Source organism: Mesorhizobium sp. M0701 (assembly GCF_040320365.1).
In the GTDB taxonomy this organism is placed as follows: Bacteria; Pseudomonadota; Alphaproteobacteria; order Rhizobiales; family Rhizobiaceae; genus Mesorhizobium.
The window spans coordinates 183,645-203,420 of record NZ_JAMYPO010000006.1; the positions used below are offsets into that span (position 1 = coordinate 183,645).

The following is a 19,776-nucleotide window of genomic DNA, read 5'->3' on the forward strand; positions in this document are numbered from 1 at the left end:
GTAGGGCAGAGGTTCGAGCGCCTTTGAACCTATTCCCCTACTGCCCTACTCCCTTACCACTATCCCCCAACGCCAAAGCATCCGTGATCTCGAAGCGTTCGGAAGCACCGACGCGGATGATGTTGAGGCTGCCCTCGCGGGTGAAGCGGAATTCGCCGGGTGCGTCCGCACCGGCCGGCTTGCCGGCCTGGAAGCTGATGATGCGCGTGCCGCCATCGGGCCAGGTCACGGTCACGTCGGTCTTGTCGCCGGTGCGCACCACGCCTGCCTTGCAGCTGGTCATCGGCTGGCCGAGATAGCGCGCGCAGGGGATGGCGTTGCCGGCACCGGGTACCGGTGTCCCCGGCGGCTGAAGCCGCGCAACGGTCTGTGCGTCGGCCGGGGGCGCCGCGTTGGCCGCGCCGAAATTCTGGACGGGACCCACTGCCGCGGGCGGCGATCCATCAACCTGTCCAGTCGTGGGGTTTCCACCGGCCAGGGCCAGGCGGTAAGCATCCTCGATCGCCACCCTGCCGATCGCGTCAGGGGAATTCAGCGGCGTTTCGGGAGCGGTCGCGCCGAGGCGCGTTGTCAGGTCGGGCAGCGGCTGAGGCGCAGGGTTCTCCGCACTGGCCGCCACCTGGGGTGTCACTTGCCGGGGATTGATAGGGTCGAGGTAGCGTGCGGGCGCCCATCCGCTCATCTTCGGGTCATCAATGTCTTCAACCTTGCACCATTTGTAGCCGCTGACGTCGCCGCAGCCGAGATTTTTCACGCTCGAACCACTCGGCAGCCGCGCCTCGATCTTGCCCATGGCAGACGCCGTGGCGCGCACGTTCAGGAGATCATCCGGAGCGAGACCCGTCACAATCGAGATGATGGGCTCCGGCTCCTGACCGTTGGCCGGCAACTCCGCCAGGATCAGCGGAGCGGCAACCATCGCAAGCAGCGTCGTCGGGAGTGTTACTGTGCGCCTAATCATCTGCCATGGGCGGTAGGTTCAATTGCCGAAGGCGCGGCCAGGCACGAAAGCGCCATCGCACGCCAGCCGGTTTTTATAGGCGACGAGACGGCGCTGTGTAAGCCCGAAAAGGTGCCGCGTGTTGAATCGCGACAGGCCACTTCCGTGAACTAACAGCCGGCAAAATATTGCACATTTCATGTAAATATGCACTCTCTCAAGTAAGGTTGAGGAGGGCAATATGGTCGACCTTGAAATATTTGCGCAGGTGGAAAACATAGTTCGCCAGCGTATCAAGAAAACGCGCGCCGAGATTGAGGCTTCACTTGGTCACATCGCCAACGGCAATCCGCTGGCCGCCGAACAGACCCTCTCCAGGCGCCTCGACAGGTTGCAGGTAAAGGCGTCGCTCAGCCGCACCGAAGCGGAGATGATATCGGCAGCGATCGACATGAGGTCTGCCGGGGAAAGAAAGGCCGCCGCCAAGCAGCCAGGGCCGGAGGCAATTCTCGGCCCAACGCTCGATTTCATCGGGGTCGCATTCCTCGAGCGTGGGCGCCGTGCTGCCGATGCGGTTGGCCGCGTTGCCTTTCTCAACGGCAATCCGCAAGGATCGGGTTTTCTGGTCGGGCCAAGGTTGTTCCTCACAAACAACCATGTGATTTCGTCGCCGGCGGATTCCCGGCGCTTCCAGGTCCAGTTCGATTATGAGCAGGACGGTGCAAATGCCGTGCGTACGCCGACGACGTTCCTGTTCGATCCTGAATCCTGTTTCGTGAGCGATAGCATAGAGGGTCTGGACTATACGCTGATCGGGGTTGGCGAGCGGCGTTCCGGTCCAAAGGAACTGGGGGAGTTCGGTTTTATCTCGCTGTCGGATGCGCGCGACAAGCATATGCTCGGCGAAATCGCCAACATCGTCCAGCATCCCGATGGCCGCTTCAAGGAACTGGTGTTGCGTGAAAACCGGCTGGTGGCCCGCGACGAAACGGTACAAGTCCTGCACTATGTCGCCGACACCGAACAGGGTTCTTCCGGCTCCCCGGTCTTCAACAATGAATGGGAACCTATCGCCCTGCACCATTGGGCCGGCCCGTTCCACGAGGTGACGGGCATAGGTGGCTATGCGCTTGCGCGCGAGATCAACGAAGGCATACGGATCAGCGCCATCGTTGACCATCTGGGTGCTAGAAAGTCCAAGCTGCCGGGCTCCTCGGCATCGGCGGTTTCGCAAGCTCTGGCGATTTGGGCCGACATGCCGCGCATGATGGACGAGACAGTTCGGCTGAACGCCGATATTCGCGAAGATGTGCCGGACAAGCCGGTGCAGCGGCCGGAACCGGATCGCAATCCGCCGGCGACGAGACACAATGCCGATGGCTCGGTCACCTGGACTTTTCCCATCGAGATAAATGTCCGGGCGCCGCTGATCGACCGCGACGGAGGCGATGCGAGACGAAACGACGGCAAAGGCCCGGCAAGCGAACCCGGGAAGGTGGCCATCGCCGAGGCCGCGGGTTGGAAAACAGAGGATTTCGACGATCGTGGAGGGTATGAGCCCGGCTTCATACCGGGCTTTGTCCTGGCAATGCCGACGGTTGCCAATTCACCCTACCGGTTGGCCAAAAACCTTCTTGCCAAACCGGGAGAGGACCCACACGAATTGCGCTACCATCATTTTTCGATCTTGATGAACGCCGATCGCAGGCTTGCCTTCGTCACCGCCTGCAATATCGATGGATCCCGCACCAAGGCAGTCAATCGTGAGGACAAGACGGTCATCGACAACCCGTCGCTTGTCGAATTGGGGGTGGAGTCGATTTCCGGTTCGGAAGCCAGCGATGCTTTCCGGCCGGATCGGCGCATCGACCTTGGCGAGCAGATGAACCAGGAATTCTATTCGAGCCAGAATGTGCCTGGATTTCCCGTCGCAAAATCCAAGGAACGAATCGCTCGAATGTTCCAGAAGGGCCATATTACACTTCGCGGCGACCCCGCATGGGGCGTCGATCAGGAGGCGGTCGCGGCAGAACGCGACACGTTCTTTTATACCAACGCTGCGCCGCAAGTCGGCTTCTTCAATCAAGGAAGCTCGCTTAACCATCCCGGCTCCAAAGGGAAGTTGAGATGGCGCGCGGTAGAAACCTATGTGCTGCGCAACGCCTACACGACGCGAGGCCGTGTCACGGTGTTTGCCGGGCCAGTGTTCGGCGAGGACGATCCTCCCTACCGCTTCGACAGCCATGTTCCGCTGAAGTTCTGGAAGATCGCGCTGTGGTCCGATCAAGCTGGCCTGCGCGCCATCGCGCTGCTGGCGGACCAGAAGCCGGTTCTGGAAGTGATGCCCGAAGCGTTCGGCGAGCGTGCCGAGGCATTCGATGACCCGCTTGAAATTGCCAGGGTATCGGAGTTCCTTTCGACGGTGGCCGAGATTGAAGAGCTGACCGGCCTGAACTTTGGCCAGCAGGTGCGCGACGCCGACATTCGGGCCGGTTCCGAATCCGCCCCAGCACAGACTTTCAACCCAACGCAACTAGCGCCCAAGACGTCACGGCCAAAGCCTTCGGCGACCAAGACTTCGACGTCCAAGACTTCGACGTCCAAGACTTCGGCGGCCAGCGCCCGACGTCCTGCCAAGCGATCGAAGCGATCGGCGTCTGACGACTGAAGATTGGACCGGTGGCGACTTCTGCCGCTCGAAGGCGGTCTTCCGTTCAGCTGGGCATGAGCAAGCTCAGCCTGGCATGAGCAAGCTCAGCCTGGGATGAGCAAGCTCAGCCCGGCATGAAGCCGGTGCGCAGCGCGTGAGCCCATTCGGGCCGTCCCGCCTGCTCGGCCTGATACGCCGCCGCCTCATGGTCATAGTCGACGGCGATGGATTCGAAACGATCGGGATGCAAGTCGACGATGCCGTAGCGGGCGTGCGGCGAACCCTGTTCGGAGACATGCGCCGGCGGGGTTGAATCGTCATAGGCGGGGCAGCCGATGCTGCCCGGGTTGAAGATGACCGGACCGCCGGGAATGCGGACCAGCTCGCTGCGATGGCTGTGGCCGCAAAGCATGATGCGGCAGGCGGGATCGATCGCGCCGAGGCGCCGCTGGATTGCGACCAGCGGCGCGCGCACCAGCCGGCCGTCGACGATCGCGTCAGTCAGGTATTTTTCGTCGTGGTCGGGCCGGGCGTGGAAGGCGAGTATGCCGGGCGCCACCTCCAGCGTGACGGGCAGCGCAAATAGCGCCTCGCGTTGGCCTGCGGTCAGCCGTTCCTGCGCGTAGCGGTCGGACGGCCACATGGTCTCGTCGGCGGTGTCGCGGGCAACGCGGCGGTCGTGGTTGCCGCGCACCGTCGGCAGGTCGAGCGTCTCGAGCCGCTCCATGGTCTCGCGCGGCCAGAGCGGGCCGGAAACGCAATCGCCGAGATTGACGATGAGGTCGGCGCCGCCGCGCTGCCGCAGATCATTGAGCACGGCGTCGAGCGCCAGGACATTGCCGTGGATGTCGGCGAGGACGGCAATGCGCATGGCAGGCTCCGTTAATTGGAATGGCTGGAGGGCGGGTGAAGCTACTTTGCTCGCCTCGCGAGGCGGGCGAGAGCGGAACCCAGCTTCGGGTCGTTCAGGCGCGGACTTCGATCTCGTGGCCGCCGACCGCCGGCAACGATGCGTCGCCGGCCGCGGCAATAACACTGTCGAGCAGGCCCGGGAAGCGGCGGTCGAGATCGTCACGGCGCAGCGTGATCAGCCGGCTGGTTCCAACCGCCTCGGTGCGGGTGACGCCGGCCTCACGCAGCTTGGCCAAATGGTAGCTCAGATTGGTCTTCGAGCAGAGATCGAGGAACCGGCTGCAATTCAGCGGCACGCCCTCTTTGCTGGCGAGATAGCGCACGATGGCCAGTCGCGTCGGGTCGCCGAGCACGGCAAGCACGTTCGGCAGGCTGATCTGGTCGGCGGTGGGATGGGGCAAGGTCATGCCCAGGAATTAAGCACATTCGGAGCCGATTTCAACGCATCTCCTCTCGTGGCTAATGGACACATAGTTTCGTCCCGTCGCCCCGTACTGACACCGGGCTGTCAGGATGGTTCGGCTATTTTGCAGCGGCTTTATTGACATCATGCCCTGTTATGTCCAATTGTTCAATAACCTTTGAACTAAGGAAATTGCCATGGATAAGCGCCTCATCTGGCTTGCGCTCGGATCGTTCACGATTTCGACCGAAGGTTTCGTCATCTCCAGCCTTTTGCCCGACATTGCAAAGGATGCCGCCATCTCCGTTCCGCTCACCGGCACGCTGATCACCGCGTTTGCGCTCGCCTATGCGATCGGCACGCCGATCCTGGCAACGCTGACCGGCGAATGGGACCGGCGCCGCGTCATCCTGTGGACGCTGGTGTTCTTCGTGTTGGGCAACGTCGCCGCGGCGCTGAGCTCCTCCTTCGAATTGCTGTTGATCGCGCGCATCGTCATGGCGCTGTCGTCAGGCTTGTTCGCGGCGACCGCACAGGGAACGGCCGTTGCGCTTGTCGACGATCATCACCGCGCCCGCGCCATTGCCGTGGTCGTCGGCGGCACTACGGTTGCGGTCGCGGTCGGAGCACCGCTCGGCGCGCTCGTTGCGACGGTTGCCGGCTGGCGCGGCACCTTCTTTGCCATTGCCGGCCTTGGTGCGCTCGCCGGCGCGATCCTGTGGTACCGGCTGCCGCGCGGCATCGTCGGCACCAGGCTGCCGCTCCGGATGCGGCTGGCAGCGGCACTTCGGCCCGGCGTCATGCCTATCCTGGTGACGACCATCCTGGCGCTGATCGGCGCCTTCACCGTCTTTGCCTTTGTCGCGCCGCTCGCCATCGAAGGCGGCGGACTGAGCCCGATCGCGCTTCCCGGAATGCTGCTCGCTTTCGGCGTTGGCGCGGTCATCGGCAATATCGGCGGCGGTCAGGCCGCCGACCGTTTCGGCGCGACGCGCACCGTCTGCTGGTCGCTGGCGCTGAGTGCTGCCATGCTGGTCACGTTTTCGCTGATCCCGATGTTCCTGCCGCGCGGGATCGCCGGGCCGGCGCTCATGGCCATGATGGTGCCGTGGGGCATCGTCGGCTGGGCGTTCCCGCCGGCGCAGGCTAGCCGTATCATCAAGCTGGCGCCCGATGCCGCGCCCATCGTGCTATCGCTGAACGCTTCGGCGCTCTATCTCGGCGTGGCACTGGGTGCCGTGGTCGGCGCCGCGGTGCTGCGCTATGGCGCACCGGCCGACCTCGGTGTGGTCGCGGCGGCATTCCCGATCATTGGTCTGGGCGTGGTGCTGGCGGGCCATCTGGCGGCGCGTCCGGTGGCGATGCCGGCCGAATAAGGCTTGTTAGCGGAGCTTGGCTGCCCGCCGCCGATAATTCAAGTCGCGGCGGGCGGTGCGTCAAAATCCAGCGCGGCGATTTCGTCCAGCGCCGAATTCTGGGAAGTTGCCGGAAGCGACCTCGCCGACGTTCCGCAAGAAATCGTCGTGACCGCCGACGATCTGGTCGATGCAGCGCTGGTTGGCCTGGCAAAGGGTGAAGCATTCACGGCACCGGGTCTTGCCGATATTGCCGGGGTGGATGCCTTTCTTGGCGTCCGGCAAGGCTTCTTCGGCAGTCTTCTGGCGGGCAAGCCGGCGGCGCGTTACGCTGCCTGACATGGCTAAAGACTGATCTTACGCTGTCCGCCACATCGGGATGATCGAGGCGGCCAGCAGCAGGCCAAGCATGATGTTGAGCATGCGCCACTGCCGCTCGGTTCGCAGCAACCGGGCGAGCAGCGTGCCCGCCACGCACCACGCCGCCAGCGATAGGGCCGCTGCAAGACCGAAGACCGTGCCGAGCAGCACGGCGAGCTGCAGCGGCCCGTTGGCGAGCGCGGCAAAGGATGCCGCCGCTCCCAGCCCCATGGCCCAGCCCTTTGGGTTCATCCATTGCAGGCCGGCGCCGCCCAAAAAGCTGTTCGGCTTTGCCATGGCCACGTCCAGATTGGGCGGACCGCTGCGGCCGATCTTGAGGGCAAGCCACGTCAGATAGAGGGTACCGGCCATTTTCATTGCCAGTTGCAGCGAAGGAGCGGCGGCCAGCAGACCGGCGAGCCCGGCAGCACCTGCCGCAGCCACCGTGGCCAGGCCGGCCGCACTCCCGGCCATCAGCGGGATAGAGCGGCGAAAGCCGAACTGCGCGCCGGACGCCGTCGATAAGGTCGTCGCCATGCCGGGCGTTGAGGTTGAGACCAGCGCGAACAGGACGAGGGGAAGGACGGTTTCAAACATGCTGCTTCCTTTGAAGCCCGCACGGTAGGCTGTTCGGCTCATCAGTAAATGCAATGTTTGCTATGACACGCATTAGCAAATATAATAGCTGGATGCTCCGCAACCTCGATACTGCCCTGGTTCGAACCTTCGTCACCGTTGCCGACAAGGCCAGCATGACGGCGGCGGCCAACGCGCTGCATTTGACGCAGGGTGCCGTCAGCCAGCAGATCAAGCGTTTGGAAGAGGTTCTCGGCTGCAGCCTGTTCGATCGCGATCGGCGCGGATTGCGATTGACCCGCTCCGGCGAGCGATTGTTCGGCAAGGGCAAGCGCCTGCTTTCCCTCAATGACGAGATCCTGGCGGAGATGGCGGGCGATGCGGTTGCCGGTCAGGTGCGGCTTGGCGTGCCGTACGACCTTGTCGGCACCTTGCTTGCGCCAGTGCTGAAGGCCTATGCCGAGGCCTATCCGCAGGTCGAGATCTCGCTTGTCTGTGCTTCGTCGCCAGAGTTGGCCGCAGCCTTGGCGACCGGCACGATAGAGCTCGCGGTGATCGAGGAGCCGATCGGTCGGTCGGCCGGTGAATGCCTTGTTGTTGATCGGCTGGTCTGGGTCGGCGCCAAAGGCGGCGCCGCCCGCGGCAAGCGGCCCTTGCCGGTTTCGATGGTCGCCGAGACCTGTGCGTTCCGCCCGGTGGTGCTGGAGGCGCTCAACGAGCATGGGCTGGAATGGCGCACCGTATTCGAAAACGGCAGCATCGACGCGACGACGGCGACGGTGCGTTCGGACTTGGCCGTCACCACCTGGTTGGCGTCGACCGTGCCTGTCGACCTCGACATTTTGGCCAACGATCCGGAGCTGCCGTTATTGCCGAATTTTTCGATCAATCTGCATTTGCCGAAGCACGACGTCGCGCCGGCTGCACTGGCATTCGCGGGCCACCTCCGCGATGGGTTGGCACGGCGACGAGAGGCGGCTTAAAAACAGCAAAAAGGACGGCCAGTGTTCAGCCGTCCTTGATCGCCCCGCGGCATCTACTTCCAGTTCTTGCGCCGCTCGATCTCGGCTTCGGACGGCTGCTCCGTGGCAAATGACCCGGTCTTGATCTCGCCGGAGCGTTCATAGCTCGCCATGAGGACGCCGGTGGTCGATGCCTGCGAACGGGTCAGCTTGAAGGCGGCAGGTATCGTGCCGCTGCCGAACAGTTTTTTGCCCTTGCCCAGCACCAGCGGGAAGATCAGCAAGCTGATCTCGTCGATCAGGTCATTGGCGAGCAAGGTCTGGATCAGCTCGCTCGATCCCTGAATGAGCAGGTCGGGGCCGTCCTCCTGCTTCATCCGGCGCAACGTCGCCACGACATCGCTGCCGAGCGGCTGGCTGTTTTGCCAGGACAGCGACTCCGGCCTGTGCGTCGCCACATATTTGGTGACGGCGTTGAAGCTGTCGGCGATCGGATCATTCTTCTGATAAGGCCAGTGGGCGGCGAAGATGTCGTAAGTCTTGCGGCCGAGAAGCAGCGCGAACGGTTTTGAAAACGTCTCGCCCATCGCGGCGCCCATCACATCGTCCCAGTAGTGAAACGTCCAGCCGCCGAATTTGAAGCCGCCGACAGGGTCCTCTTGCGGGCCGCCGGGCGCCTGCATGACGCCGTCGAGGCTGACGAATGTTGCGGCGATGATCTTCCTCATTGGAGCTCCCTTTCCCTGATCCGTGCCGTCATGGCCGGAGTTCGAGCCAAGGACGGGCGAACGGACATTTATCCGACAGCGGCCGGCAAATTTCCAGGGTTGGAAGGGCGGATGACTGCCGACCTGGTTGCGTCGGCTTGGAGAAGAGAAACGCTCAGCCCAGACCGACGACCGTATCGTAGAGCAGCTTGAAGTTGAGCACCAGGATGAGCCCGGCGACCACCCAGGCCAGCACGGCAACAGCGCGGGAAATGGCGAAATTGCCCATCTTGCGCTTGTCCGAGACGAACTGCACCAGCGGTACGACAGCGAAGGGGAGCTGCATCGACAGGATTACCTGGCTGAAGACCAGCAACTGGCCGGTTCCCTTCTCGCCATAGAGCGCGGTGACCACCACCACCGGGATGATGGCGATGCCGCGCGTCAGCAGGCGGCGCGCCCATTGCGGGATGCGCAGCCGCAAGAACCCTTCCATCACGATCTGGCCGGCGAGCGTCGCCGTCACCGTCGAGTTCAGGCCGGAGGCGAGCAGCGCTACGGCAAACAGGATGGAAGCGATGCCGAGGCCAAGCAGCGGCGACAAAAGCTCGAAGGCCTGGCCGATCTCGGCAACGTCATGATGACCGGTGCCGTGGAACGCCACCGCCGACACGATCAGGATGGAAGCATTGACGAACAACGCCAGTATCAGCGCGATGGTCGAGTCGGTCGTCGCCCATTTGATGGCGTCGCGCTTACCGCGATCGGTGCGCTCATAGGCGCGGGTCTGCACGATCGAGGAATGCAGATAGAGATTGTGCGGCATCACCGTGGCGCCGATGATGCCGATGGCGATGTAGAGCATGGCCGGATTGGTGACGATCTCGGACGACGGCACGAACATCGCGTGCAGGATGGAGCCGACCGGCGGGGCGGCGGCAAAGATCTGAATGGCGAAGCAGCCGAAGATGATAATCAAAAGCGCTATGATGAAGGCCTCGAGGAAACGGAAGCCCTTGTTCATCAGCAACAGCAGCAGGAAGGCATCAAGCGCGGTGATGATGGCGCCGCCGATCAGCGGAATGCCGAACAGCAGTTGCAAGGCGATCGCCGTGCCAATGACCTCGGCCAGGTCGCAGGCGATGATGGCCAGTTCGCAAGCGACCCAAAGCATGAAATTGACCGGTCGCGGATAATAGGCGCGGCACGCCTGCGCAAGGTCGCGGCCGGTGGCGATGCCGAGCCGGGCGGCGAGTGCCTGCAGCAGGATCGCCATCAGGTTCGACAACATGATGATGAAAAGCAGTGTGTAGCCGAATTGGGCCCCGCCGGCGAGGTCGGTCGCCCAATTGCCCGGATCCATATAGCCGACCGAAACCATGTAGCCCGGCCCCATGAAGGCGAACAGCCGGCGAAGCCAGATCCCCGAGTGCGGCACCGTGATCGTTGCGTTGACTTCGCGAAGGCTGGGCTGCTCGTCGTCCTCCGGGCGGGCAAATCGCCACATGGACCGGGGGGCTGAGGTGGCTTCGGCTTCCGACATGAAATGGCTTTCCACTGGGACGATCGATGTTGTCTCCTTATCTATGCCACGGCTGAACATTATGCAATATGCTATATTTCATTGTCTGAGCTTTTCTTGTGGCCGCTTGGCCGTGCGGCCGGAACGGCAGTGAACGCCGGTTGCGCCGGCCACCGAATGGAAATAAACGGCCAGAACCAATAGGGTTCCGTGTTATGACCGCAATGTCGATTCAAACTGCCGGGAGGAGCGCGTATTGGCGCTGAAGAAAAGACCGGTTCCTCGCGAAAAGCCGCTGCCTGACGCAGAAATCCACTCGGAAGGCTTCAGGCAGACGCGTGAAGCGCGCCGCAGCGCGCTGGTCGAGGATTATGTCGAGCTCATCGCCGACCTAATCGAGGATGGCAACGAGGCGCGCCAGGTCGATATCGCGGCACGGCTCGGCGTCGCTCAGCCGACGGTGGCGAAAATGCTGACGCGGCTGTGCGCCGACGGGCTGGTCTCCCGGAAGCCTTATCGCGGCGTGTTCCTGACCGATGCCGGCCGCAAGGTTGCGGAAGAGAGCCGCATTCGCCACCAGACGGTCGAGGCCTTCCTGCGCTCGCTCGGGGTCAGCGCCGAGACGGCGCGCATCGACGCCGAGGGCATCGAGCATCACGTCAGCGCCGAGACGCTCGAAGCCTTTCGCAAGGCAATAATCGCCGCCCGCTGAAAAGCACGGCCAGCGTATCTCTTCGCGCGACTCGCTTCCCACGAGCACGGTGAACGGCACAGACCTTGCGATGTCTCGGCCAGAGCAGGCAAGCCTCAGCAAGCATTTTGTTCGCACGAAAAATACTGTGACTTGGCGTAACCGTTGAGATAATTGTTGTCGTGTCCGATCGAACCGGGACACGGCCCGATCGGCCCGAAAATTGCATCACGGGGGTTGCCATGCTCTGGAAGGGCCGTCGTCAGAGTGACAATGTCGAGGACGAGCGCGGCCAGAGCGGCGGGCTTGGCGGCGGGCCGGGGCAGTTTCGCATCCCGATCGGCGGTCGCGCCGGCGGCGGCGGCATGTCGGGCATTATCATCGTAGGGTTGATTTTCCTGGCAGGGTGGTATTTCGGCTTCGACCCGAGTCAGATCCTCGATAACAGCGGCTTGCAGCCCGGCGGCGGCCAGATCACTGACAATAGCGGCGAGCAAGGCGGCGGCACCGGTGCGCCGGCATCCGACGAGATGAAGCAGTTCGTGTCGACCGTGCTGGCCGAGACCGAGGATACCTGGACTGGTATTTTCCAGTCCGAGGGCCTGACCTATCAAGATCCAAAACTGGTCCTGTTCAGCGGCCAGATTCGCTCCGCCTGCGGTTCTGCCTCGTCAGCGGCCGGACCATTCTACTGTCCCAACGATCGCAAGGTCTATCTCGACACCACCTTCTTCCAGCAACTCGATCAGCAGTTCGGTGCCTCAGGCGATTTCGCACAGGCCTATGTGATTGCGCATGAGGTCGGCCATCACGTGCAGAACCTGGTCGGCATCCTGCCCAAATTCAACCAGATGCGGCAGAGCATGGGCGAAGCGGACGCCAACCACATGTCGGTGCAGGTCGAGCTCCAGGCCGACTGCTTTGCCGGCATTTGGGCACATTTCACCGGCCAGAAGGGCATTTTGGAGCAGGGCGACATGGCGGAGGCACTGAACGCCGCCAAGCAGATCGGCGACGACACGCTGCAGAAGAAGATGCAGGGCTACGTCGTGCCGGAAAGCTTCAACCACGGAACGTCGCAGCAGCGGCAGACCTGGCTCGCGCGAGGCTTCCAGAACGGCAAGCTTTCGGACTGCGACACGTTCAACAACCCGATCTGAGCCGACGGTTTTCTCGTAATCCGAGAGACTGGATCGCAGTCAGGGGATGTCAGGATGAAAACACTCTGCCCGTTCCCTCATTGTTCCCAACGATGTGCTCGCCTATAAGGTGTGTTCCCGTTCGCTCGGGCGGCCCGAGGAGATACCATCATGATAGACCCCAAAACCGCCAGGCGGGGCCTTGCGCTTGTTTTCACCACCCTGCTGCTCGACATCATCGGCTTCGGCATCATTATGCCGGTGCTGCCGGCCTATCTCAGGGAATTGACCGGCGTCGGCATCAGTGAGGCGGCTATCGAGGGCGGCTGGCTGTTCTTCGTCTATGCGGCGATGCAGTTCGTTTTCGCACCAGTGATGGGCGGGTTGAGCGACCGGTTCGGGCGGCGGCCAATTCTGCTCGCCTCGGTGCTGACGTTCGCTATCGACAATCTGATCTGCGCTATCGCCTGGTCCTATCCGATGCTGTTCATCGGCCGCGTGCTGGCCGGCATTTCCGGCGCCAGTTATTCCACGACGTCGGCGTTCATTGCCGATATCTCGACCGACGAAAATCGTGCGAAGAATTTCGGGCTGCTCGGCATTGCTTTCGGCGTCGGCTTCGTCATAGGGCCGGTTCTGGGCGGGTTGCTCGGCACGTTCGGGCCGCGTGTGCCGTTCTATTTCGCTGCCGGGCTTGCTTTCGCAAACTTTCTGATCGCGCTGTTTCTGTTGCCGGAAACACTTGATAACAAGCACCGTCGCCGCTTCGAGTGGAAACGCGCGAACCCGGTCGGCACGCTCGTCCAGATGCGCAACTACGAAGGTATCGCCTGGATCGGACTTGTCTTCTTTCTGATGACGCTGGGGCACATGATGTATCCTGCGGTCTGGTCGTTCGTCTCCAGTTATCGCTATGGCTGGAGCGAACAACAGATCGGCTTCTCGCTCGGCGCTTTCGGCCTGTGCGGGGCGATCGTCATGGCGACAGTCCTGCCGCGCGTGATCCCTAAGCTTGGCGAGTGGAAGACGGCGGTAATCGGTCTGGCATTTACCGCACTCAGCGCCTTCGGCTACGCCGTCGCGTCACAAGGCTGGATGATCTATGCAGTGATCGTCGTCGGATGTCTCGAGGCGTTGGCCGACCCGCCGCTCAGAAGCCTGGCGGCCGCCAAGGTGCCACCTTCCGCCCAGGGCGAACTCCAGGGCGCGATGACCTCGATCTTCTCGATCACCTCGATCATCACACCGCTGCTTTATACGGCGATCTTTTCCTGGTTCACGGGGCCGAACGCGCCCGTGGTTTTCGGCGGTGCACCGTATCTGCTCGGCGCGATTTTCCTCACGCTGGCGCTCGTCGTCTTCGTCACCAGGGTGGCCAAGCCGACGCCGAAGGAAGTCAAACGCATGCACGCGCAGGAAGTGGTGACGGACGGGGCTTGATCGGCGCCGGGAGCCCGGCCGGTGCCGTCAGTCAAATCCGTTTTTACGCAATGCGCTAAACACGCTCGGCCAGTGCCGGCTCGCCGCGCTTTTCGCGGATCAAGTTGACGAAGCGGCGAAACAGATAGTGCGAATCCTGCGGGCCGGGCGAGGCTTCGGGATGATGCTGGACCGAGAAGACCGGCCTGCCGGTGAGCGCAATGCCGCAATTCGAACCGTCGAACAGCGAGACATGCGTTTCCTCGACGCCGCTCGGCAATGAGTCGGCGTCGACGGCAAAGCCATGGTTCATCGAGACGATCTCGACCTTGCCGGTGGTGTGGTCCTTGACCGGATGATTGGCGCCGTGGTGACCCTGATGCATTTTTGCGGTCTTGCCGCCCAGCGCCAGCGCCAGCATCTGGTGGCCGAGGCAGATGCCGAAAAGCGGGATTTCGGTCTTCAACAGATCCTGGATGACCGGAACGGCGTAGTCGCCGGTGGCTTCCGGATCGCCAGGGCCGTTGGATAGAAAAATGCCGTCGGGCCGCATCGCCAGGATCTCCTCGGCGCCGGTTTTTGCCGGCACCACAGTGACCTTGGCGCCGAGGCCGGCCAGCAGGCGCAATATGTTGCGCTTGACGCCGTAGTCGACGGCAACGACGTGCATCGACGGATCAGCCTGTTCGCCAAAGCCCTCGTTCCAGACCCAGGGCGTCTCGCGCCAGACCGAGGACTGGCCGGAGGTCACCTCCTTGGCGAGATCAAGCCCGATAAGCCCTGACCATGCGGCGGCGCGCCGCTTGAGGTCATCGACCTCGAAGATACCGTCGGGCGCGTGCGCGATGACGGCATTAGGCATGCCCTTTTCGCGGATCAGCGCGGTCAGCGCCCGCGTGTCGATGCCTGAAAGTGCGACGATGCCGCGCTTCTTCAGCCACTGGTCGAGACCGGTTCCGGCGCGGTAATTCGACGGGTTGGTGACATCGGCCTTGAACACGGCGCCGACGGCGCCAGCGCGGGCCAGCGGGTTGAGGTCCTCGATGTCTTCGTCATTGGTGCCGATATTGCCGATATGCGGAAAGGTGAAAGTGACGATCTGGCCGGCATAGGATGGGTCGGTGAGTATCTCCTGGTAGCCGGTCAGCGCGGTGTTGAAGCAGACCTCGGCGACGGCGGAGCCGGTGGCGCCCAGACCGCGGCCCTCTATGACAGTGCCGTCGGCCAGCACCAGCAGGGCTGTCGGCCTCTCGCTGGCCCAAGGGGGGGTCGACGCGGCTGTCATCGTTGCCATGGCGGCACTCCTAAAGGTTGCGCCCTCAGTCGGCGCAACAAAAGGCGCGAAGCGGCGATCTCACAGCCTCGGCGCGCTAAGTTTTCATTTGTGCCTGTCGTTGCCCAAAACCGCTACGCATTTTTGGGCGACGTGCACTAGAATTCAATTCATGCAAGGCCCAGTACATAGGGGAAGGCGCCAAGGCGGTCAATGATGCCGCGCCGCGCGAGCCTAGATTTATTTCGTCGAATAATATCAGCGGTTTGCCGGACGCTATCGAGTTTGCCTTGAGCTATCGGCACGACTATTGTCCGCGGCATTCGAAGGAGAAAGCACCATGCGAGGCAAAATCGCCGAATCCCTGAAGAGTGCGATGAAGGCGCAGGACAAGCGCCGGCTGCCGACATTGCGGCTGATCCAGGCGGCCATTCATGATCGCGACATCGCCAATCGCGGCGCCGGCAAGGAGCCGGCCAGCGACGACGAAATCCTGCAGATCCTGGCCAAGATGGTGAAGCAGCGCGAAGAATCGGCCAAGGCGTTCGATGACGGCAAGCGGCCGGAGCTTGCAGCGCAGGAGCGCGACGAGATGGCCATCATCCGCGACTTCCTGCCGACGCAACTGGGTCAGGCCGAGACGGAAAGCGCCGTCCGTTCCGCCATCGCCGAGACCGGCGCCAGCGGCGTCAAGGATATGGGCAAGGTGATGGCGGCGCTCAAGGAGAAATACGCCGGTCAGATGGATTTTTCCAAGGCGAGCGGCATCGTCAAGAGCCTGCTTCAGTAAGCCGCCGAAGGCCCTTGCCGTCGCGCCAGCAATCCGGCAGCCAAAAGCTCGCGCCCGTGATCGAACTCGTTAAACCGGCACTTGAACACCTGCCGTCCTACAAGGCGGCCCTCGAGCGCGGCTGGTCGCCGGACAATGTGCGGCTGCTCGACGCGACGCTCGAGCAGCTTGCGGCTATCGAAAAGGATCCAGCGACTTTCCTTGGCGATCTCGACGATTCCGATGGCAAGGGACCGCCGATCACCTTGCCCGACGGTTCGACGGTGCCGCGGCTGCCCGGATTCCGGCGCTGGATCTGGGACGGGGAAGTCGCAGGCTCAATCGGCCTGCGCTGGCAGCACGGCACCGCGGCGCTGCCGTCGCATGTGCTCGGCCACATCGGCTATGCGGTGGTGCCGTGGAAACGGGGACGCGGCTATGCGACCGAGGCGCTGCGGCTGATGCTGGTGGAGGCGAGGGCGGTTGGCCTGCCCTTCGTCGAAATCACCTGCAAGCCTCACAATGTGCCCTCGCAGATGGTCGTTCTGGCCAATGGCGGCCGGCTCGTCGGGCGTTTCTTCGAGGACGCCGCCTATGGCGGCGCGGAAAGCCTGCGCTACCGGATCGATCTGTAGCCCTATTCGGCGGCAGCCGGCAGCGGCGGCGCAGCCCGGCTTCGCCATTCCCAGACATGCGAGGCAAGCGCAACCGCGACCGCGACCAGCATGGCGATCGCGCCAACCACCGGCAGGCTGCGATAGCCATAGCCGGCATTGAGCATCGCCGCGCCGAGCGATGCGGCGAGCGCGATGCCGACATTGAAGCCCGACGGGATGAGCGACGAGGCAAGGTTGGAGGCGTCCGCGGTCCAGGTCAGGATGCGGGTCTGGATCGGCGTGCCGATGGCAAAGTTGAGGCCGCCCCAGACGAAGATCGCTATCACCATCGGCAGCGGGTAAGGGGTGACAGCGTAGATCAAGGCGAGCATTGCCGCCTGCAGGAAAAGCATGGCGATGAGCGACGGCATCAGCTTCCAGTCGGCGAGCCGCCCGCCGACGAAGACGCCGATCGTTGCGCCGACCCCATTGAGCAGGAGCACCCAAGGTATCCATTTCTCGTCGAGGCCTGTGACCTCAAGCAGCGTCGGCGTGATGTAGGTGAACAGGCCGAACTGGCCGATCATCAGCATCAGCATAATAATGAGCGAGGTCCAGACCTGCTGGCGTGCGAGCACGCGGACCTCGCTTCCAAGGCTCGCCGACGGGCTCGACGATCCCGTCTTGCGCGGCAGCAGGGCGCCGATTGCCGTGAAGGCCACCACACCGAGCGCGCACATCACCCAGAATGTCGCACGCCATCCCCAGATGTTGCCGATTGCCGTGCCGGCCGGAACGCCGATTACGTTCGATACGGTGAGGCCGGACAGGATCAGCGCCACCGCCATGCCGCGCTGGTCTTCGCGCACGAGGCCGACGGCCACCACCATGGCAACGCCGAAATAGGCGCCATGCGCCACGGCCACCGCTATCCGCAACAGCAGCATCGAAGCGAAGTCGGGCGTCAGCGCGCAGGCGGCCTGGCCGATGGTGAAGGCTGCAGTCAGTCCAAGCAGCAGGGCCTTGCGGGAGAACCTTTTGGTGGCGAGCGCCAGCAGCGGGCCGCCGACTGCAATGCCGCCGGCATAGCCGGAAACGAGATAGCCGGCGGTCGGGATCGCGACGCCAAGGCCCTCCGCCACCTGCGGCAGCACGCCGGCGATGACGAATTCGGTGGTGCCGAAGGCAAAGGCGGCAATGAACAGGGCAATGAGGGGGAGCATGGCGGAAAGGCGATCCTCGGATAAGGTCGCCTCAAACCACGGATGAGGGCAGTGGGCAATCCAGAAATTGTCGACGCCGCTTTAGCTTTTCTTGATCGCCGGTCAGGCGCCCGCCGCGGAGGCAAGAGCTAGGCGGCTGCCTTCCTTCCATAAGGAATTTTCAGCCACGCTCGCTCGTGAAGATAGTAGAGCAGCGACTTGGTGACGACCTCGGTCAGGCCGATGGCCGCGGCGAGCTTGATGCTTCCGGTCACGACGAGCGAAATGATCATCGTGTCGATGGTGCCGGTGACGCGCCAGGAAAGCGCTTTGGCGAAGCTGCGGGAATGGGTGTCCATCGACTTTCCTTCCGGTAGATGCGGCGATCTTTAGCCGACAGACAGGAGGTGGCGCAAAGATAATTTTTTGCGCATTGGCCAACAGCAATTTTCTAGGCGATGTTCTGAAGCTACCCGGCCTGTGGTTGCAATCTATCCGGCCTTCAGCCGCGAACCGGTGAGCAGGCCGCGCTCTTCAAGTACGGGATAGGCCATCGAGGCGAGCAGCGAGTTGATCTGCTTGAGGTCGCGAATGGTGTCGAGATGGATCGAACTGGTCTCGACGCTCTTGGGGGTGCCGTCGCGCAGCCGCACGAAATGGCTCTGGCTGGTTTCCTTCTCGCGGTCGCGCAGCCGGTCCTTTTCCAGCACCAACTGGCGAGCGGTCTCCGGATCGCGGGACACCAGCACGTTGAAGGCAAGCCTGGCATTGGCAAGCACCAAGGCATGGAAGGCGCAAAGCTCGCGCCAGCCTTCCGGCGTGAACTCCAGCCCACGCTCGAATTTCTTCTTCACGTGGACCAGCATATTGCGCACGATGATGTCGCCGACCTGCTCCAGCTTGACGCAGGCGCCGATCAGCTCCTGGCAACGCAGCGCCTCGTCCTCGCTCAACGGGTTCTTGGTGACCCTGGCCAGATAGAGCTTGATCGCAGCGTGCTTCCTGTCGACACGGTCGTCGAGTGCGGCCAGCGCGCCGATCTTGTCGTCATCGGCGCTCTCATAGAGCTCGATGATCCGTTTCAGCATGATCTCGACCGTTTCGCAGACCCGCACCACCTCGCGGGTGGCGTTGGCCATTGCCTGGCTCGGCACATCAAGCGCACTTTCGTTGAGCGCCGAAAGCTCGACGACGTCGAGCGCGTTGGCGGCCTGGGGCTTGGTGCCCAACGCCACGATCCTTTCCGAGGCGCGATAGACCAGGCTCGCCAGCGGTAGGCCGGCGATCAGGATCAGGATGTTGAAGACAATGTGGGCATTGACGATCTGCTCGGGCACCGTGCTGCCCAAGAAGGCGACCGGCGGCTTGAACGTCAGGAACAGGATCAGCATGATCAGCGAACCCATGCCGCGCATCAGGAGATTGCCGATCGGCACGATACGAACGCCGGGCTCTGCGTTGCGGGTTAGAAGCGGCGCGATGATCGAAGAGCCGAGATTGACACCGAGCACCAGCACGATGCCGAGTTCGGGCGGGATGAAGCCGCGGCCGGCCAGCGTCACCATCAGCAGCACCGCGGCGATCGAGGAATGGAACAGCCAGGTGACCAACGCCGCCAGAAGATAGGCGGTGACCGGATCGCCGGAGAAGTAATCGACGATGAGCGGCATCAGCGTGCTCTGGCGCAGTGGCTCCGACGCCTGGCCGATCATCTCCAGCGACAGAAGCAGCAGGCCGATGCCGACCAGGATGCGGCCGAACTGGCGCCAGTCGCGCCGCTCGGTGGCCATGAACATGACGGTGCCGGCGACCAAGCAGATCGGCACCAGCAGCGACAGATCGAAGGTGAGCAGCTTGACCACCAGTGCCGAGCCGATCTCGGCGCCGCGCACCGCAAGCTGGCCCGACATGCCGCTGACAATACCGGAGCCGGCGAATGAGCCGACCAGCAAGGTGACGGCGGTCGAGCTTTGCAGCGCGACAGCCAGGCCGCAGCCGGCCAGAACCGCCATGAACGGATTGCGCATTGTGGCGCGCAGTTTGTGGCGCAGCACATCGCCATAGGCGCGCTCGACGCCGGTCTTCACCAAACGGGTGGCAAACAGCATCAATGCGACCGCACCGGCAAGGTGCAGCAAAACGACAGAGCCACTCATGCCCGACCCCGCAACCCAACAGATGCCAGCGACGCGGGCGCCGTGACGTCAAGGGTGCAAAAGTGGGCGCGAATCGTGGACATTGCAGACGTTGATATTACTCCGATTTATTTTAGCCGAATAATAAATTTTGCCCGGTTCCGA

19 protein-coding genes are annotated in these 19,776 nt (G+C 63.0%); 9 read left to right on the forward strand and 10 right to left on the reverse strand.

Translation table 11 applies throughout. The features are described from left to right. Positions 1-37 precede the first annotated feature (37 nt). Positions 38-919, reverse strand: coding sequence for an SH3 domain-containing protein (locus NKI24_RS08750; protein WP_352744516.1), 882 nt, complete (start codon positions 917-919; stop codon positions 38-40). A 262-nt stretch (positions 920-1,181) separates the two neighbouring features. Here NKI24_RS08750 and NKI24_RS08755 point away from each other — a divergent pair, with 262 nt between their 5' ends. Then, on the forward strand, positions 1,182-3,608 hold the full coding sequence (locus tag NKI24_RS08755; RefSeq protein ID WP_352744519.1) for a DNA/RNA non-specific endonuclease: 2,427 nt from the start codon (positions 1,182-1,184) through the stop codon (positions 3,606-3,608). A gap of 106 nt (positions 3,609-3,714) precedes the next feature. Here NKI24_RS08755 and NKI24_RS08760 read toward each other — a convergent pair whose 3' ends face one another. Further along, positions 3,715-4,461 (reverse strand): metallophosphoesterase family protein, encoded by a 747-nt coding sequence (locus NKI24_RS08760; protein WP_352744522.1) that lies wholly within the window; start codon positions 4,459-4,461, stop codon positions 3,715-3,717. Between the two features lie 94 nt (positions 4,462-4,555). Further along, positions 4,556-4,909 carry an ArsR/SmtB family transcription factor gene (locus NKI24_RS08765; protein ID WP_352457526.1) on the reverse strand — a complete coding sequence of 118 codons (354 nt, stop codon included), beginning with the start codon at positions 4,907-4,909 and terminating at the stop codon, positions 4,556-4,558. A gap of 193 nt (positions 4,910-5,102) precedes the next feature. On the opposite strand from NKI24_RS08765, the gene NKI24_RS08770 reads away from it, so the two are divergent. Continuing rightward, positions 5,103-6,281 (forward strand): MFS transporter, encoded by a 1,179-nt coding sequence (locus NKI24_RS08770; protein WP_352744526.1) that lies wholly within the window; start codon positions 5,103-5,105, stop codon positions 6,279-6,281. Between the two features lie 3 nt (positions 6,282-6,284). Then, complete coding sequence (locus tag NKI24_RS08775; RefSeq protein ID WP_352450707.1) at positions 6,285-6,599, forward strand: hypothetical protein; 315 nt, start codon at positions 6,285-6,287, stop codon at positions 6,597-6,599. An 18-nt stretch (positions 6,600-6,617) separates the two neighbouring features. Here the strand turns inward: NKI24_RS08775 and NKI24_RS08780 are convergent, their stop codons facing one another. After that, positions 6,618-7,217, reverse strand: coding sequence for a LysE family translocator (locus NKI24_RS08780; protein ID WP_352450708.1), 600 nt, complete (start codon positions 7,215-7,217; stop codon positions 6,618-6,620). A 92-nt stretch (positions 7,218-7,309) separates the two neighbouring features. Here NKI24_RS08780 and NKI24_RS08785 point away from each other — a divergent pair, with 92 nt between their 5' ends. After that, positions 7,310-8,179, forward strand: a complete 870-nt coding sequence (locus NKI24_RS08785; protein WP_352744529.1) for a LysR family transcriptional regulator — start codon at positions 7,310-7,312, stop codon at positions 8,177-8,179. A gap of 53 nt (positions 8,180-8,232) precedes the next feature. Here the strand turns inward: NKI24_RS08785 and NKI24_RS08790 are convergent, their stop codons facing one another. Beyond that, the gene (locus NKI24_RS08790) at positions 8,233-8,886 is read right to left on the reverse strand and encodes a dihydrofolate reductase family protein (RefSeq protein ID WP_352744532.1); all 654 of its coding nucleotides are present in this window, start codon (positions 8,884-8,886) and stop codon (positions 8,233-8,235) included. Between the two features lie 154 nt (positions 8,887-9,040). Then, complete coding sequence (locus NKI24_RS08795; RefSeq protein WP_352683793.1) at positions 9,041-10,408, reverse strand: Nramp family divalent metal transporter; 1,368 nt, start codon at positions 10,406-10,408, stop codon at positions 9,041-9,043. Between the two features lie 235 nt (positions 10,409-10,643). Here NKI24_RS08795 and mntR point away from each other — a divergent pair, with 235 nt between their 5' ends. The 3 genes from mntR to NKI24_RS08810 all read left to right on the forward strand — a co-directional run bounded on the left by mntR (position 10,644) and on the right by NKI24_RS08810 (position 13,657). Beyond that, positions 10,644-11,099, forward strand: coding sequence for a manganese-binding transcriptional regulator MntR (mntR, locus tag NKI24_RS08800; RefSeq protein ID WP_023678308.1), 456 nt, complete (start codon positions 10,644-10,646; stop codon positions 11,097-11,099). A 221-nt stretch (positions 11,100-11,320) separates the two neighbouring features. Next, a complete protein-coding gene (gene ypfJ / locus NKI24_RS08805) occupies positions 11,321-12,238 on the forward strand; it encodes a KPN_02809 family neutral zinc metallopeptidase (protein ID WP_352450712.1) in 918 nt (305 codons plus the stop codon). A 150-nt stretch (positions 12,239-12,388) separates the two neighbouring features. Further along, positions 12,389-13,657, forward strand: coding sequence for a TCR/Tet family MFS transporter (locus NKI24_RS08810; protein ID WP_352744536.1), 1,269 nt, complete (start codon positions 12,389-12,391; stop codon positions 13,655-13,657). Between the two features lie 55 nt (positions 13,658-13,712). Here the strand turns inward: NKI24_RS08810 and carA are convergent, their stop codons facing one another. Further along, a complete protein-coding gene (gene carA, locus NKI24_RS08815; protein ID WP_352744538.1) occupies positions 13,713-14,930 on the reverse strand; it encodes a glutamine-hydrolyzing carbamoyl-phosphate synthase small subunit in 1,218 nt (405 codons plus the stop codon). Between the two features lie 319 nt (positions 14,931-15,249). Between carA and NKI24_RS08820 the strand changes: the two genes are divergently transcribed. Beyond that, positions 15,250-15,699 carry a GatB/YqeY domain-containing protein gene (locus NKI24_RS08820; RefSeq protein WP_023678304.1) on the forward strand — a complete coding sequence of 150 codons (450 nt, stop codon included), beginning with the start codon at positions 15,250-15,252 and terminating at the stop codon, positions 15,697-15,699. A gap of 56 nt (positions 15,700-15,755) precedes the next feature. Beyond that, positions 15,756-16,313, forward strand: coding sequence for a GNAT family N-acetyltransferase (locus NKI24_RS08825; protein ID WP_352744541.1), 558 nt, complete (start codon positions 15,756-15,758; stop codon positions 16,311-16,313). A gap of 2 nt (positions 16,314-16,315) precedes the next feature. Here the strand turns inward: NKI24_RS08825 and NKI24_RS08830 are convergent, their stop codons facing one another. From NKI24_RS08830 to NKI24_RS08840, 3 genes are all read right to left on the reverse strand, one after another. Continuing rightward, entirely contained in the window at positions 16,316-17,497 is a 1,182-nt protein-coding gene (locus tag NKI24_RS08830; protein ID WP_352744543.1) for an MFS transporter, read from the reverse strand. 128 nt (positions 17,498-17,625) lie between these two features. Further along, positions 17,626-17,835: a DUF2061 domain-containing protein gene (locus NKI24_RS08835; RefSeq protein WP_023678301.1), complete on the reverse strand. Its 210-nt coding sequence runs from the start codon at positions 17,833-17,835 to the stop codon at positions 17,626-17,628. Between the two features lie 132 nt (positions 17,836-17,967). Next, the gene (locus tag NKI24_RS08840) at positions 17,968-19,632 is read right to left on the reverse strand and encodes a Na/Pi cotransporter family protein (protein ID WP_352450717.1); all 1,665 of its coding nucleotides are present in this window, start codon (positions 19,630-19,632) and stop codon (positions 17,968-17,970) included. Positions 19,633-19,776 lie beyond the last annotated feature (144 nt).

What these genes read in the sequence shown, in the direction of transcription:
- NKI24_RS08750 (WP_352744516.1), bottom strand. Translation starts at nt 919, where the DNA reads ATGGTTGCCGCTCCGCTGATCCTGGCGGAGTTGCCGGCCAACGGTCAG.
- NKI24_RS08755 (WP_352744519.1), top strand. Translation starts at nt 1,182, where the DNA reads ATGGTCGACCTTGAAATATTTGCGCAGGTGGAAAACATAGTTCGCCAG.
- NKI24_RS08760 (WP_352744522.1), bottom strand. Translation starts at nt 4,461, where the DNA reads ATGCGCATTGCCGTCCTCGCCGACATCCACGGCAATGTCCTGGCGCTC.
- NKI24_RS08765 (WP_352457526.1), bottom strand. Translation starts at nt 4,909, where the DNA reads ATGACCTTGCCCCATCCCACCGCCGACCAGATCAGCCTGCCGAACGTG.
- NKI24_RS08770 (WP_352744526.1), top strand. Translation starts at nt 5,103, where the DNA reads ATGGATAAGCGCCTCATCTGGCTTGCGCTCGGATCGTTCACGATTTCG.
- NKI24_RS08780 (WP_352450708.1), bottom strand. Translation starts at nt 7,217, where the DNA reads ATGTTTGAAACCGTCCTTCCCCTCGTCCTGTTCGCGCTGGTCTCAACC.
- NKI24_RS08785 (WP_352744529.1), top strand. Translation starts at nt 7,310, where the DNA reads ATGCTCCGCAACCTCGATACTGCCCTGGTTCGAACCTTCGTCACCGTT.
- NKI24_RS08790 (WP_352744532.1), bottom strand. Translation starts at nt 8,886, where the DNA reads ATGAGGAAGATCATCGCCGCAACATTCGTCAGCCTCGACGGCGTCATG.
- NKI24_RS08795 (WP_352683793.1), bottom strand. Translation starts at nt 10,408, where the DNA reads ATGTCGGAAGCCGAAGCCACCTCAGCCCCCCGGTCCATGTGGCGATTT.
- ypfJ (WP_352450712.1), top strand. Translation starts at nt 11,321, where the DNA reads ATGCTCTGGAAGGGCCGTCGTCAGAGTGACAATGTCGAGGACGAGCGC.
- NKI24_RS08810 (WP_352744536.1), top strand. Translation starts at nt 12,389, where the DNA reads ATGATAGACCCCAAAACCGCCAGGCGGGGCCTTGCGCTTGTTTTCACC.
- carA (WP_352744538.1), bottom strand. Translation starts at nt 14,930, where the DNA reads ATGGCAACGATGACAGCCGCGTCGACCCCCCCTTGGGCCAGCGAGAGG.
- NKI24_RS08820 (WP_023678304.1), top strand. Translation starts at nt 15,250, where the DNA reads ATGCGAGGCAAAATCGCCGAATCCCTGAAGAGTGCGATGAAGGCGCAG.
- NKI24_RS08830 (WP_352744543.1), bottom strand. Translation starts at nt 17,497, where the DNA reads ATGCTCCCCCTCATTGCCCTGTTCATTGCCGCCTTTGCCTTCGGCACC.
- NKI24_RS08835 (WP_023678301.1), bottom strand. Translation starts at nt 17,835, where the DNA reads ATGGACACCCATTCCCGCAGCTTCGCCAAAGCGCTTTCCTGGCGCGTC.
- NKI24_RS08840 (WP_352450717.1), bottom strand. Translation starts at nt 19,632, where the DNA reads ATGAGTGGCTCTGTCGTTTTGCTGCACCTTGCCGGTGCGGTCGCATTG.